This window comes from Mangrovibacter sp. MFB070, from assembly GCF_000705335.1.
GTDB classification, from domain to species: Bacteria; Pseudomonadota; Gammaproteobacteria; order Enterobacterales; family Enterobacteriaceae; genus Mangrovibacter; species Mangrovibacter plantisponsor.
Genome location: NZ_JJMI01000051.1, coordinates 1 through 13,456 on the forward strand (window position 1 = coordinate 1; position 13,456 = coordinate 13,456).

A 13,456-nucleotide genomic window follows, 5' to 3' on the forward strand; every position below is an offset into this window, starting at 1 on the left:
GGAACGTTGAAGACGACGACGTTGATAGGCCGGGTGTGTAAGCGCAGCGATGCGTTGAGCTAACCGGTACTAATGAACCGTGAGGCTTAACCTTACAACGCCAAAGATGTTTTGGTGTGAGAGACGAAATTTTTAGCTTGTTAACGGATAATGTTCATGGCCGTGAGGCGGTGAATAAAACAGAATATGCCTGGCGGCAAGAGCGCGGTGGTCCCACCTGACCCCATGCCGAACTCAGAAGTGAAACGCCGTAGCGCCGATGGTAGTGTGGGGTCTCCCCATGCGAGAGTAGGGAACTGCCAGGCTTCAATTTAAACATTCGCGTTACGCGGGTGTGGAAAGAAAAAGTAATAAGCCATTTTAATGGCTGTTGCAGAAAAATTCGGTGGAGCGGTAGTTCAGTTGGTTAGAATACCTGCCTGTCACGCAGGGGGTCGCGGGTTCGAGTCCCGTCCGTTCCGCCACCCTATTTAGGGGCGTAGTTCAATTGGTAGAGCACCGGTCTCCAAAACCGGGTGTTGGGGGTTCGAGTCCCTCCGCCCCTGCCAGAAATCATCCTTAGCTTAGGCTAAGGATTTTTTTTGCCCAAAATTTGCCATCTCTTCTTATTTACTTCCTTGTTTAGTGTGCTCAGACATACGATGGCCGTCATCTGAGCAATTTTCGTAAGTAAATGACTCACATCTCTCATCACCCGATCATTCATGACCTGGAAAGGGATTTTTCAATAAATCATGTATTTGCTGCTGTTTATCACTATTTTGTAACCAGATGGCATATAACGGCCGTTGGATTGGCTTGCTGTGAGCTATCACACTCAGGTCAGGCATGGTTTGAGCCCACAGGACAGGTAGCCAGGTATAGCCGTCCAGTGTTTTCAACAGCGAACGGGTGATGTTAGCTGAAGTGGTGGTTAGCACTGGCGTGCCTTCTACAGAAGTTTTTTCTGCATCGTGATGCTGGAAATCGGGCCCCCATTCCAGCCGTAAATAGTTCAGTTCACTGTGGTGTTTCGACGGTGTGGCACAGAAGAGGTTCAGTTCAAAAGTCAGCAACTGCTGGCTGACAAACTCATCCATTTTAGGTGGCTCTGTCGTCACCAGCAGATCGAGTTGCCGCTCGTGTACTTGTTTCACCAGAGACTGGCGCTGAGCAATTCTTGCTTCCAGTTGTATTCCAGGATGTAAAGCATAAATGCTGGCAAGCCAGGGGCCAAGCATACACTCCCAGAGCGCTGCGCTTGCACCAATTGATATTTCATTGTGATTGGAAGTATGAGCAACATCTTTTTTTGCCGCGAGCCAGGTACTCATCAGATTTTCAGCATAGGGTAATAAACGCTCACCAGCGCTGGTCAGGCGAATATTATTACGGTGGCGGGTAAACAGGTTTACCCCCAACTGATTTTCAAGTTGCCTGATGCGAAAACTCACAGCTGATTGAGTTAAATAGAGTGCTTCAGCTGCTCTGCCAAAATGTCTTGTTTTGCTCACTTCCAGAAATGTTTTCAGCAATTCTGTATCCACACTCACCTCGTAAAAAAATTTTTGTCGTTATGATTTAAATGTTTTGTTTTACACTCTGTCAAGCGTAACTAATACTCCGCGCCATAAATAGCCTGACAAAAGAATTAGGAGCGTGCAGGATGGCGGAAAGCTTTACGACGACTAATCGGTTTTTCGACAACAAATACTACCCACGTGGTTTTTCACGCCATGGTGATTTCACCATCAAGGAAGCGCAGATACTGGAACGTTTTGGTTATGCGTTTAATGAGCTGGATATCGGCAAGCGTGAGCCCGTTACGGAAGAAGAGAAACAGTTTGTTGCTGTGTGCCGCGGCGAACGAGCACCTGCTACTGAAGCAGAGCGTGTATGGGCTAAATATGTCACACGCATTAAGCGTCCAAAGCGCTTCCATACTTTGTCTGGCGGTAAACCGCAGATGGATAACATGGAAGATTATTCAGACAGTGATGATTAATAAAAAGGAGCTTCGGCTCCTTTTTTTGCACCAGGTGTAGGTCTGTCGCCTTTGCAAGGCAGTGCCTTGATCCGCGTGTCCGCACCTGTTGTTCCGCCTGGTTGTTTGTATTGTTTAGCCCACCTGCCTTTGCAGGCGTAATAGTAGCCTGTCCATTGCGCGATAACTGAGTGCTTCCAACAGATGAGGTCGGCTAATATCAGCAGCCTGCTCCAGATCAGCAATTGTTCTTGCTACCTTAGTGAGGCGTTGCCATGCCCTGATGGATAGCCCAAGTTTATGCAGCGTTTCCTCAAGCCAGACCGCATCCTGCGGTTGTAACGGGCAATACTGGCGGATCTCCTGGTTTGATAAATGCGCATTAATTTTTTGCTGGCGTGATTGCTGGTGTTGCCTCGCCTGTAAGACTCTGTCTCGCACCTGTTCAGTGGTTTCCGAACCTCTCTCTGGTTTACTCAATGAGCCTGGCGGAAGCAGTGGGATCTCCAGCGTTAAATCAAAGCGGTCGAGAAATGGGCCGGATAACCGGCTAAGGTATTTAAGGACCTGATCTGGCGTGCTGCGGTTATGCCTGCCTTCATAGTGACCTGTCGGGCTGGGGTTCATGGCGGCAATAAGTTGAAAACGTGCCGGGTAAGTTAATTTTGCCCGGGTTCTCGATAAATGAATTTCCCCTGATTCAACAGGTTCCCGTAGTGCATCCAGCACCCGCCTTTCAAATTCGGGCAACTCATCCAGAAACAAGACGCCATTGTGTGCAAGGGAAACCTCGCCAGGCAGGGGGATACTGCCTCCCCCCACCATAGATGTGAGAGATGCGCTGTGATGAGGCGCCCTGAATGGCCTTTGACGCCATTTCCTTTGTAGCATGAGAGGGGAAACCAGGCTGGTAATCGCCGCACTTTCAAGTGCCTCTGAATCGCTTAATGGCGGTAACAAGCCATTGAGCCGTGATGCCAGCATAGTTTTGCCTGTGCCTGGTGGGCCAAGTAATAACAAGTTGTGGCCGCCAGCTGCCGTTATCTCAAGTGCTCTTTTGCCTTGCTGCTGGCCAATAATATCGGCCAGGTCGTTTGTCAGTTCCGGAGGAGTCTCCGCGAGAACGGGGGGAGAGTCCAGTGTTTGTTGTTTTTCCAGAAATGCGCAAACCTGCTGCAAATGATCAGCGATCAGGCTACTTTCAGGATCAATCAGGCCGACTTCGTCTGCATTATCGCGAGCAACAATTAGTTGCCTGCCACACCGCTGAGCTTCCCGTGCACAGGAAATTGCACCGGGTACACCTCTCAGATTCCCGGTGAGAGCCAGTTCGCCAACAAACTCGAATTCAGACAGGCGGCTGGCTGAAAGTTGGCCTGACGCGGCCAGCAAAGCAACAGCAATTGGCAGGTCATATCGCCCACCTTCTTTGGGTAAATCTGCAGGTGCCAAATTAATTGTTACCTTGCGGGCAGGAAACGTATAGCCGCTATTGATTAATGCTGAACGAACCCGGTCCCGGGCTTCTTTAACCGTGGTTTCTGGTAGCCCGACGATAGTTAACCCTGGTAACCCTGCGCTGATATGTACTTCCACTGTTATCAATGGCGCGGTGATACCCAGAGCTGCACGAGTGAAGACGATGGATAGTGACATGGTTCCTCCTTGCCGGGCATTGTGCCTGCCCACAAGCGGGCACACGATAGCGATTAACCATTACTGCGGCGAACCATGAAGACTATTCAGGGGAAGATGCCATCGTTGCAAAAATTTTCAGCCTGGCGCGCAGGAATCACTTTTTATTACCACGTGCTGCCACAGTCATTTTGGGTGAAATTATTTCAATCATTATTTTTTGCATTGAAAACAAGATGTTTGTTGAAAATTTGCCATCAGCGTCAAAAATAAAACATAAAAAAATCTTGTCACAGGTGAGATATCTATGGTAACTCTTTAGGCATTACTTCGAACGAGACACAAGATCGAACATAAAATGACAGCCCTTCTACGAGTGATTAGCCTTGTCGTGATTAGCGTGGTGGTGATTATTATGCCACCGTGCGGGGCTGCACATCGGCGAAGAATGGCTTAAAAATCAAGCCTGAATCTCGAAAAACCCCCGCACCGAAAGGTCCGGGGGTTTTTTATTAACTGACGCAATGACAATGAGGAACAGAGAATGCACGACAGCATAAAATCCTGTTTCTGTAATAGTGAGACGGGGAACTAACTATGAATGGCGCACATTGGGTGGTACATGCTTTGCAGGCACAGGGGGTTAACACCGTTTTCGGTTACCCTGGCGGGGCAATCATGCCGGTATACGATGCACTGTATGACGGCGGCGTGGACCACCTTTTGTGCCGGCACGAGCAAGGTGCTGCAATGGCTGCGATTGGATATGCCCGTGCGACGGGGAAAACCGGAGTCTGTATCGCCACTTCCGGGCCTGGCGCCACTAACCTGATAACCGGCCTGGCTGATGCGTTACTGGACTCCGTGCCCGTCGTCGCAATCACCGGCCAGGTGGCGGCACCGTTAATTGGTACCGATGCGTTTCAGGAAGTGGATGTTCTGGGTTTATCACTGGCCTGCACCAAACATAGCTTCCTGGTTGAATCCCTGGATGAGTTACCTCGTGTTATTGCTGAAGCTTTTGAGTTGGCCAATAGCGGCCGCCCAGGCCCTGTACTTGTCGATATCCCCAAAGACATTCAGTTAGCTGAAGGTGAACCAGAACCCTGGCTGGCAAGCGTTGAGGAACCTGCGGCCGAATACAGTGAGGCAGATATCGCCCAGGCGCGGGATATGATGCTGTCTGCTCACAAACCGATGCTGTATGTCGGTGGTGGCGTTGGCATGGCGCAGGCGGTGCCAACCTTACGGGCGTTTATGGCTCACACAGGCATCCCTGCGGTTGTCACGTTAAAAGGTTTGGGTGCAGTGGACCCGGCGGATCCACTTTATCTCGGTATGCTGGGCATGCACGGAACAAAAGCGGCAAATCTTGCGGTGCAGGAGTGTGATTTGTTGATTGCGGTTGGTGCCCGTTTTGATGATCGCGTCACCGGGAAATTAAATACCTTCGCTCCCCATGCCAGCGTAATTCATTTAGATATTGATCCGGCAGAGATGAACAAATTACGTCAGGCTCATGTTTCTTTGTGCGGTGACCTGAACCAGGTATTACCTGCTTTGCAACAGCCACTGGAAATTCACGACTGGCAGCACCAGGTGAATGTATTGCGAGAAACACACCCATGGCGATATGACCACCCGGGCGAGGCTATCTATGCACCGTTGTTGCTCAAACAATTATCTGAACGTAAACCAGCAGAGAGTGTAGTGACTACGGACGTGGGCCAGCATCAGATGTGGGCGGCGCAACACATGGCATTCACCCGGCCTGAAAACTTCATCACATCAAGTGGACTGGGTACCATGGGCTTTGGGTTACCTGCCGCGGTAGGTGCGCAAGTTGCGCGGCCTGACGACACAGTTATCTGTATCTCTGGTGATGGTTCATTCATGATGAACGTTCAGGAGCTGGGAACAATAAAACGAAAACAGTTACCTGTAAAAATCGTGTTACTGGATAACCAGCGATTAGGAATGGTTCGACAATGGCAGCAATTATTCTTCTCTGAACGCTATAGCGAAACCACTCTCACCGATAACCCCGATTTCCTCACCCTGGCCAGCGCTTTCGGCATCCCCGGCCAGAGAATTACCCGAAAAGACCAGGTCGAAGCGGCCTTAGACGCGCTACTGAACAGCGACGGTCCTTACCTGCTTCACGTTTCCATCGATGAATACGAAAACGTCTGGCCTCTGGTACCACCTGGTGCCAGCAACTCACAAATGCTGGAGAAATTGTCATGATGCAACATCAGTTAGCTGTACAGGCCCGTTTTCGCCCGGAAACGCTGGAGCGTGTTCTGCGCGTTGTGCGTCACCGTGGTTTTCAGGTGTGTGCGATGAATATGGCATCATCTGCCAACCCGGATGAAATTAATATCGAATTGACCGTTGCCAGCCTACGGCCTGTCGAATTACTGTTTAGTCAATTAAGCAAGCTGGTTGATGTCGCTTATGTCGCTTACCAGCAGCCAACATCACAACAAATACGCGCATGAGCGTAAAAGGAAGAACAATGACGACGAAAAAAGCTGACTACATTTGGTTCAATGGCGAGATGGTTCCGTGGGGTGAAGCGAAAGTGCACGTGATGTCTCACGCACTCCACTACGGTACTTCTGTGTTTGAAGGTATCCGTTGCTATGATTCTCACAAAGGGCCGGTAGTGTTCCGTCATCGTGAACACATGCAGCGTTTGCATGATTCAGCAAAAATCTATCGCTTCCCGGTTTCTCAGAGCATTGATGAACTGATGGAAGCCTGCCGCCAGGTACTGCGTAAAAACAACCTGACCAGCGCGTATATTCGTCCGCTGATTTTTGTTGGCGATGTTGGCATGGGCGTGAATCCACCAGATGGTTATTCTACCGACGTTATCATTGCTGCGTTTCCGTGGGGGGCTTACCTGGGGCCGGAAGCACTGGATCAGGGTATTGATGCAATGGTTTCTTCGTGGAACCGTGCTGCTGCAAATACCATCCCAACTGCGGCAAAAGCTGGTGGTAACTACCTTTCCTCTCTGTTGGTCGGCAGCGAAGCACGCCGCCACGGTTACCAGGAAGGGATTGCACTGGATGTAAATGGTTACCTGTCTGAAGGTGCGGGTGAAAACTTGTTTGAAGTGAAAGAAGGCATTCTGTTCACTCCGCCATTCACTTCTTCCGCACTGCCAGGTATTACGCGTGATGCCATTATTAAACTGGCAAAAGAGCTGGGTATTGAAGTGCGTGAGCAGGTACTTTCCCGCGAATCACTGTACCTTGCTGACGAAGTGTTTATGTCGGGTACTGCAGCTGAAATTACCCCGGTACGTAGTGTTGATGGTATCCAGATTGGCGCAGGCCGTTGTGGCCCGGTCACCAAACGTATTCAACAGGCATTCTTTGGCCTGTTTACGGGTGAAACCGAAGACAAATGGGGCTGGCTGGATCCCGTTAACCCGTAATTGCACAACACAACAAAAAATGTCCCGGCCAGCCGTTCCCCGGCCGGGAAAATGTACAGACTGGAGTGAATAAAGCATGCCTAAGTATCGTTCTGCCACCACAACTCATGGCCGTAATATGGCTGGAGCCCGCGCACTGTGGCGCGCAACCGGGATGACCGACTCAGATTTCGGCAAACCGATTATTGCGGTGGTGAACTCCTTTACTCAATTTGTTCCTGGCCACGTTCATTTGCGCGACCTGGGTAAACTGGTTGCTGAGCAAATCGAAGCGGCTGGTGGTGTGGCTAAAGAATTCAACACCATTGCCGTGGATGACGGTATCGCCATGGGGCACGGGGGCATGCTTTATTCTCTGCCATCGCGCGAACTTATCGCGGATTCTGTCGAATACATGGTGAATGCACACTGTGCCGATGCCATGGTGTGTATCTCTAACTGCGACAAAATCACCCCGGGGATGTTAATGGCATCCTTGCGCCTGAACATTCCCGTTATTTTCGTTTCCGGTGGGCCGATGGAAGCCGGGAAAACCAAGCTGTCTGATCAAATCATCAAGCTGGACTTGATTGATGCCATGATTCAGGGCGGTAACCCGAATGTGAGCGATGAACAAAGCGAGCAGGTTGAACGTTCTGCCTGCCCGACCTGTGGTTCCTGTTCCGGCATGTTTACTGCCAACTCAATGAACTGCCTGACCGAAGCACTGGGGTTATCTCAGCCAGGTAATGGTTCATTGCTGGCTACCCACTCTGATCGTAAAGAGCTGTTTGTTAACGCCGGTAAACGTATTGTCGCGCTGACGAAGCGTTACTACGAACAGGATGACGAAAGCGCGCTGCCGCGTAACATTGCCAGCAAAGCGGCTTTTGAGAATGCGATGACGCTGGATATTGCGATGGGTGGTTCTACTAACACCGTATTGCACTTACTGGCGGCGGCGCAGGAAGCGGAAGTTGATTTCACCATGGAAGACATCGACCGGTTATCCCGCAAAGTACCTCAACTGTGCAAAGTGGCCCCCAGTACGCAGAAATATCATATGGAAGATGTACACCGCGCAGGTGGTGTAATGGGTATTTTGGGTGAGCTGGACAGAGCTGGCCTGCTGCACACTGATGTGAATAACATTCTTGGTGGCACACTGCGCGACGCTCTGGCTGCTTATGATGTGATGGCGACACAAGATGATGCCGTAAAATCAATGTATACCGCAGGCCCTGCAGGTATTCGTACCACTCAGGCATTTTCACAGTCCTGCCGCTGGGACAGCCTGGATACCGACCGTGAAAATGGCTGCATTCGTTCTCGTGAACATGCCTATAGCCAGGATGGCGGGTTAGCTGTGCTGTATGGCAACTTTGCTGAGAATGGCTGCATTGTGAAAACGGCGGGTGTGGATGAAGGCAGTCTGGTATTCCGTGGCCCGGCTAAAGTGTACGAAAGCCAGGACGATGCCGTAGAAGCTATTCTTGGCGGTAAAGTTGTGGCGGGTGACGTTGTGGTTATTCGTTATGAAGGGCCTAAAGGTGGTCCGGGGATGCAGGAAATGTTGTATCCCACCAGTTTCCTGAAATCGATGGGGCTGGGTAAGGCTTGCGCGCTGATTACCGATGGGCGTTTTTCTGGCGGCACCTCTGGTCTGTCAATTGGGCACGTTTCTCCGGAAGCGGCGAATGGCGGGAACATTGGGTTGATTGAAGATGGCGATATGATTGCTATCGATATCCCTCAGCGCAGCATCCAACTGGATGTCACTGACCAGGTGCTGGCTACCCGCCGTGAGGCACAGGAAGCGCGTGGCGCACAGGCGTGGACACCGCGTGCCCGTGACCGCCAGGTCTCCTTCGCGTTACGTGCATATGCCAGCCTGGCCACCAGTGCCGACAAAGGCGCTGTTCGTGATAAAAGCAAACTGGGGGGCTGATCATGTCTGAATCGCAGCCCCTGTCAGCAACTCCTGGGGGAGCAGAATATCTGCGCGCAGTACTGCGCGCCCCTGTGTATGAAGTGGCTCAGGTCACGCCATTACAGAAAATGGATAAAATCTCCGCCCGGCTGGAAAACGTGGTTCTGGTTAAACGTGAAGACCGGCAACCCGTGCACAGCTTTAAGCTGCGTGGCGCTTACGCCATGATCGCCAGCCTGACGGAAGAGCAGAAGTCCCATGGTGTGATTACCGCCTCTGCGGGTAATCATGCGCAAGGGGTTGCGTTATCCTCCACGCGTCTTGGGATCAAATCATTGATTGTGATGCCAGTGACGACTGCTGACATCAAAGTGGATGCAGTGCGTGGTTTCGGCGGTGAGGTGCTGTTGTTCGGTGCTAACTTTGATGAGGCGAAAGCCAAGGCCATTGCGCTTTCTGAACAGCAAGGTTTCACCTATGTGCCTCCGTTTGATCACCCGGCTGTCATTGCCGGGCAAGGCACACTGGCAATGGAACTCCTGCAGCAGGATGCCCATATCGACCGGATATTTGTTCCGGTTGGTGGGGGCGGTCTGGCTGCTGGCGTCGCCGTGTTGATTAAACAGCTGATGCCGCAAATTAAAGTGATTGCTGTTGAGTCTGAAGATTCAGCCTGCCTGAAAGCGGCACTGGATGCCGGGCATCCGGTGGATTTACCCCGTGTAGGTCTGTTTGCTGAAGGTGTGGCAGTTAAGCGGATTGGCGATGAAACCTTCCGCCTGTGTCAGGCTTATATCGATGATATTGTCACTGTCGACAGCGATGCCATTTGCGCCGCGATGAAAGATTTGTTCGAAGACGTGCGTGCCGTGGCAGAACCCTCTGGTGCGCTGGCGCTGGCAGGGATGAAGAAGTACGTGCAACAGCATGGTATCCGGGGTGAGCGCCTGGCACATATCCTTTCGGGAGCTAACGTAAACTTCCATGGTCTGCGTTATGTTTCTGAACGTTGTGAGCTGGGTGAGCAGCGTGAAGCATTGCTGGCTGTCACTATTCCGGAAGCAAAAGGCAGCTTCCTTAAGTTTTGCCAGTTGCTCGGAGGGCGTGCGGTAACTGAATTTAACTACCGTTACGCAGATGCCAAAGAAGCCTGTATTTTTGTTGGTGTCAGGCTCAGCCGGGGTCTGGAAGAGCGCCAGGAGATAATTAACCTCCTGACGCAGGGCGGTTATGGCGTAGTGGATTTGTCAGATGACGAAATGGCAAAACTCCATGTTCGCTATATGGTTGGTGGCCGCCCCTCTCAGCCTTTGCAGGAGCGCCTGTACAGCTTTGAATTCCCGGAATCACCTGGTGCGTTGCTGAAATTCCTGCATACATTAGGCACCCACTGGAATATTTCCCTGTTCCACTACCGCAGCCACGGAACGGATTTTGGTCGTGTGCTGGCGGCATTTGAACTGGGCAGCCATGAACCCGATTTTGAAAGCCGGTTACATGAGCTGGGCTATGATTGCCATAACGAAACCAATAACCCGGCTTTTCGGTTTTTCCTGGCGGGTTAGTTGCCTGGCAGTATTTTCCAGAATGCTTCAACAAGCGGCTCATGCAGCCGCTTTTTTTGTACACACACACCCAGTTCGAACGGCGTTTTTTCATCGCTCCGGTCCAGAATCATTACCCTGTTGCGAACCGGTTCCGGGCTGTTATCCAGTACCACTTCCGGGATAAGAGCAACACCACAACCCAGAGCAACCATGGAGACCATCGCTTCATGGCCGCCAACCGTGGCATAAATAGCCGGGTTACTCACCTTCTGGCGGCGAAACCATAACTCAATACGGCGGCGTACCGGCCCCTGGTCGGGCAGAATGAACGGTATTGTGCTCCAGTCAGGCTCTTCGGCACTCACCTGATTACGTACCGGGCAAGGCAAAGCCGGTGCGATCAGTGCAACAGGAAGATGTTCCAGAATAGAAAATGCCACCGCTGCCGGGAGGTGCTCCGGCTTACCGGCAATGGCCAGATCTGCCTCGCCAGACACGACTTTTTCTACTGCATCTGCGGCGTCGCCGGTCGTGAGTTTAATTTCAACGGAAGGGTGCTCAGCCCGGAAGCGGTCAAGTATGGGTGGTAAATGGCTGTATGCGGCCGTGACAGAGCAGAATAAGTGTAACTCACCCGATAACGATGGCCCTTTCTGGTCAATGGCATGGCGCAACTGCTGGTATTGCAACAATGTTTGCTGAGCAAACTGGCGCAGCTCCTCACCGGCTTCGGTTAATTGCACGGTGCGGTTGTCACGGATAAACAGCGGCTGGCCCAAATCCTCTTCCAGGCGTTGGATCTGGCGTGACAATGTCGAGGGGCTGACATGCATCGCCCGGGCGCTACGGCCAAAATGGCGGCTTTCTGCCAGGTGTAAAAACGTTTTCAGATCGCGTAAATCCATACGCTTATCTCCCGGAAAGTTGATGTTGCATATAACGCAACGTGACGTTGTTAATATATCAATTTAAGCAACGCATTTCCTGACATATAGTGAGTGCATCATTCGCAATGCTTATAGCACACGCGATCAGAATAAAACGCACAACACCACACCGATGGAGCAACACGATGGCTAATTATTTCAATACACTGAACCTGCGCCAGCAACTGGCACAACTGGGTAAATGCCGCTTTATGGGCCGCGATGAATTTGCTGATGAAGCCAGCTTTCTGAAAGGCAAAAAAATCGTGATCGTCGGCTGTGGCGCTCAGGGTCTGAACCAGGGTCTGAACATGCGTGACTCCGGCCTGGATGTGTCTTATGCGCTGCGTGCAGCTGCCATCGCTGAAAAACGTGCTTCATGGCGTAAAGCGACTGAAAACGGTTTTAAAGTTGGGACCTACGAAGATTTGATCCCGCAGGCGGATCTGGTGGTTAACCTGACTCCGGACAAACAGCACTCCTCAGTTGTTCAGTCTGTACAGCCGCTGATGAAACAAGGTGCTGCACTCGGCTATTCTCACGGCTTCAACGTGGTGGAAGTAGGTGAGAAAATTCGTCAGGACATCACTGTAGTGATGGTTGCGCCGAAATGCCCGGGTACTGAAGTGCGTGAAGAATACAAACGTGGTTTTGGTGTCCCAACCCTGATTGCTGTTCACCCGGAAAACGACCCGAAAGGTGAAGGTATGGCAATCGCGAAAGCCTGGGCAGCAGGCACTGGCGGCCATCGCGCTGGTGTCCTTGAGTCTTCTTTCGTTGCTGAAGTGAAATCTGACCTGATGGGCGAGCAGACAATTCTGTGCGGTATGCTGCAGGCGGGTTCGCTGTTGTGCTTTGACAAACTGGTTGCCGAAGGCACCGACCCGGCATACGCAGAAAAACTGATTCAGTTCGGTTGGGAAACAGTGACAGAAGCGCTGAAACAGGGTGGTATCACTCTGATGATGGACCGCCTGTCTAACCCTGCGAAACTGCGTGCGTTCGCACTGTCTGAGCAGATGAAAACCATCATGGCTCCACTGTTCCAGAAACATATGGATGACATCATTTCTGGCGAGTTCTCTCGCGTGATGATGGCTGACTGGGCTAACGACGATAAAAATCTGCTGACCTGGCGTGAAGAAACCGGCCAAACTGCATTTGAAACTGCGCCGCAGTTTGAAGGCAAAATCGCTGAACAAGAGTACTTCGACAATGGCGTGCTGATGATTGCGATGGTGAAAGCCGGGGTTGAGCTGGCATTCGAAACCATGGTGTCTTCAGGCATCATTGAAGAGTCTGCTTACTACGAATCACTGCATGAACTTCCGCTGATTGCCAACACCATTGCACGTAAACGCCTGTATGAAATGAACGTGGTAATTTCCGATACTGCTGAGTACGGTAACTACCTGTTTGCCAATGCCGCGGTTCCGTTGCTGAAAGAGTTTATGACTACTCTGCAACCGGGTGACCTGGGTAAAGCGATTGCTGCCGGTAGCGTTGACAACGCGCAGCTGCGTGATGTTAACGAAGCGGTCCGCAACCACCCAATCGAAGTGGTTGGTAAGAAACTGCGTAGCTACATGACGGATATGAAACGTATCGCTGTCGCTGGCTAATTCAGTTGCGCCTGAGTAGCCTGTCACGCCCCGGCACCCGCCGGGGCGTTGTTATATTACCGGCGGTATAACACCTTAATAATATGGTAGCCAAAGCGGGTTTTTACCGGGCCATAAGGCTTGAGCAGTGGGCAACTGAAGACTGCTTTATCAAACGGCCCAACCATGGCTCCTTTGGCAAATTCACCCAGATTCCCGCCGTTGCGGCCAGAAGGGCAGGTTGAAAAGCGTTTAGCCAGTTGGTCGAATTTTGCCCCTTTCTCCAGTTTTTCCAGGACTTCCCGGGCTTTTGCCTCAGTCCTGACCAGAATGTGTAATGCTGCCGCCGTGCGGGCCATATTTATTTCCCCGGTGAGTAAGATACTTAGGGCTACTTTACCATTATCCTTCCAGTTCGCGGTAAATC

Annotated in this window: 12 protein-coding genes, 2 tRNA genes and 2 rRNA genes; 12 read left to right on the plus strand and 4 right to left on the minus strand. The window is 51.4% G+C overall.

The features are described from left to right. The 4 genes from DT73_RS22125 to DT73_RS22140 all read left to right on the plus strand — a co-directional run. Positions 1 to 94 (plus strand): 23S ribosomal RNA (locus DT73_RS22125); the annotation flags it as partial. 95 nt (positions 95 to 189) lie between these two features. After that, a 5S ribosomal RNA gene (gene rrf, locus DT73_RS22130) occupies positions 190 to 305 on the plus strand. Positions 306 to 387: 82 nt separating this feature from the next. Next, a tRNA-Asp gene (locus DT73_RS22135) sits at positions 388 to 464 on the plus strand. A gap of 8 nt (positions 465 to 472) precedes the next feature. Then, positions 473 to 548, plus strand: a tRNA-Trp gene (locus DT73_RS22140). 150 nt (positions 549 to 698) lie between these two features. Here the strand turns inward: DT73_RS22140 and hdfR are convergent. Further along, positions 699 to 1,526 (minus strand): HTH-type transcriptional regulator HdfR, encoded by an 828-nt coding sequence (gene hdfR / locus DT73_RS22145; RefSeq protein ID WP_036115364.1) that lies wholly within the window; start codon positions 1,524 to 1,526, stop codon positions 699 to 701. A gap of 119 nt (positions 1,527 to 1,645) precedes the next feature. Between hdfR and DT73_RS22150 the strand changes: the two genes are divergently transcribed. Further along, positions 1,646 to 1,984, plus strand: a complete 339-nt coding sequence (locus DT73_RS22150; RefSeq protein ID WP_036115367.1) for a DUF413 domain-containing protein — start codon at positions 1,646 to 1,648, stop codon at positions 1,982 to 1,984. 114 nt (positions 1,985 to 2,098) lie between these two features. Here the strand turns inward: DT73_RS22150 and DT73_RS22155 are convergent, their stop codons facing one another. Continuing rightward, positions 2,099 to 3,619, minus strand: coding sequence for a YifB family Mg chelatase-like AAA ATPase (locus tag DT73_RS22155; protein WP_036115370.1), 1,521 nt, complete (start codon positions 3,617 to 3,619; stop codon positions 2,099 to 2,101). Between the two features lie 337 nt (positions 3,620 to 3,956). Here DT73_RS22155 and ilvL point away from each other — a divergent pair, with 337 nt between their 5' ends. From ilvL to ilvA, 6 genes are all read left to right on the plus strand, one after another. After that, entirely contained in the window at positions 3,957 to 4,055 is a 99-nt protein-coding gene (ilvL, locus tag DT73_RS26320) for an ilv operon leader peptide (RefSeq protein WP_110027940.1), read from the plus strand. 140 nt (positions 4,056 to 4,195) lie between these two features. Beyond that, a complete protein-coding gene (ilvG, locus tag DT73_RS22160; RefSeq protein WP_036115373.1) occupies positions 4,196 to 5,845 on the plus strand; it encodes an acetolactate synthase 2 catalytic subunit in 1,650 nt (549 codons plus the stop codon). Continuing rightward, positions 5,842 to 6,099, plus strand: a complete 258-nt coding sequence (ilvM, locus tag DT73_RS22165) for an acetolactate synthase 2 small subunit (RefSeq protein WP_036115376.1) — start codon at positions 5,842 to 5,844, stop codon at positions 6,097 to 6,099. The genes ilvG and ilvM overlap by 4 nt, the downstream gene beginning before the upstream one ends. A 17-nt stretch (positions 6,100 to 6,116) precedes the next feature. Continuing rightward, positions 6,117 to 7,046 carry a branched-chain amino acid transaminase gene (locus DT73_RS22170; protein ID WP_036115379.1) on the plus strand — a complete coding sequence of 310 codons (930 nt, stop codon included), beginning with the start codon at positions 6,117 to 6,119 and terminating at the stop codon, positions 7,044 to 7,046. 76 nt (positions 7,047 to 7,122) lie between these two features. After that, complete coding sequence (gene ilvD / locus DT73_RS22175; RefSeq protein ID WP_036115383.1) at positions 7,123 to 8,973, plus strand: dihydroxy-acid dehydratase; 1,851 nt, start codon at positions 7,123 to 7,125, stop codon at positions 8,971 to 8,973. Between the two features lie 2 nt (positions 8,974 to 8,975). Further along, positions 8,976 to 10,520, plus strand: a complete 1,545-nt coding sequence (gene ilvA / locus DT73_RS22180; RefSeq protein ID WP_036115386.1) for a threonine ammonia-lyase, biosynthetic — start codon at positions 8,976 to 8,978, stop codon at positions 10,518 to 10,520. Here the strand turns inward: ilvA and ilvY are convergent. After that, entirely contained in the window at positions 10,517 to 11,407 is an 891-nt protein-coding gene (gene ilvY, locus DT73_RS22185; RefSeq protein ID WP_036115389.1) for an HTH-type transcriptional activator IlvY, read from the minus strand. The two genes, ilvA and ilvY, sit on opposite strands and share 4 nt — an antisense overlap. 167 nt (positions 11,408 to 11,574) lie before the next feature. On the opposite strand from ilvY, the gene ilvC reads away from it, so the two are divergent. Further along, positions 11,575 to 13,050 (plus strand): ketol-acid reductoisomerase, encoded by a 1,476-nt coding sequence (gene ilvC / locus DT73_RS22190; RefSeq protein WP_036115392.1) that lies wholly within the window; start codon positions 11,575 to 11,577, stop codon positions 13,048 to 13,050. 56 nt (positions 13,051 to 13,106) lie between these two features. Here ilvC and ppiC read toward each other — a convergent pair whose 3' ends face one another. Continuing rightward, the gene (gene ppiC / locus DT73_RS22195; RefSeq protein WP_036115396.1) at positions 13,107 to 13,388 is read right to left on the minus strand and encodes a peptidylprolyl isomerase PpiC; all 282 of its coding nucleotides are present in this window, start codon (positions 13,386 to 13,388) and stop codon (positions 13,107 to 13,109) included. Between the last annotated feature and the right edge of the window lie 68 nt (positions 13,389 to 13,456).

Excerpts from the sequence above, each read along its gene's own strand:
- DT73_RS22150 (WP_036115367.1), top strand. The coding sequence starts at position 1,646 with ATGGCGGAAAGCTTTACGACGACTAATCGGTTTTTCGACAACAAATAC.
- DT73_RS22155 (WP_036115370.1), bottom strand. The coding sequence starts at position 3,619 with ATGTCACTATCCATCGTCTTCACTCGTGCAGCTCTGGGTATCACCGCG.
- ilvL (WP_110027940.1), top strand. The coding sequence starts at position 3,957 with ATGACAGCCCTTCTACGAGTGATTAGCCTTGTCGTGATTAGCGTGGTG.
- ilvG (WP_036115373.1), top strand. The coding sequence starts at position 4,196 with ATGAATGGCGCACATTGGGTGGTACATGCTTTGCAGGCACAGGGGGTT.
- ilvM (WP_036115376.1), top strand. The coding sequence starts at position 5,842 with ATGATGCAACATCAGTTAGCTGTACAGGCCCGTTTTCGCCCGGAAACG.
- DT73_RS22170 (WP_036115379.1), top strand. The coding sequence starts at position 6,117 with ATGACGACGAAAAAAGCTGACTACATTTGGTTCAATGGCGAGATGGTT.
- ilvD (WP_036115383.1), top strand. The coding sequence starts at position 7,123 with ATGCCTAAGTATCGTTCTGCCACCACAACTCATGGCCGTAATATGGCT.
- ilvA (WP_036115386.1), top strand. The coding sequence starts at position 8,976 with ATGTCTGAATCGCAGCCCCTGTCAGCAACTCCTGGGGGAGCAGAATAT.
- ilvY (WP_036115389.1), bottom strand. The coding sequence starts at position 11,407 with ATGGATTTACGCGATCTGAAAACGTTTTTACACCTGGCAGAAAGCCGC.
- ilvC (WP_036115392.1), top strand. The coding sequence starts at position 11,575 with ATGGCTAATTATTTCAATACACTGAACCTGCGCCAGCAACTGGCACAA.
- ppiC (WP_036115396.1), bottom strand. The coding sequence starts at position 13,388 with ATGGCCCGCACGGCGGCAGCATTACACATTCTGGTCAGGACTGAGGCA.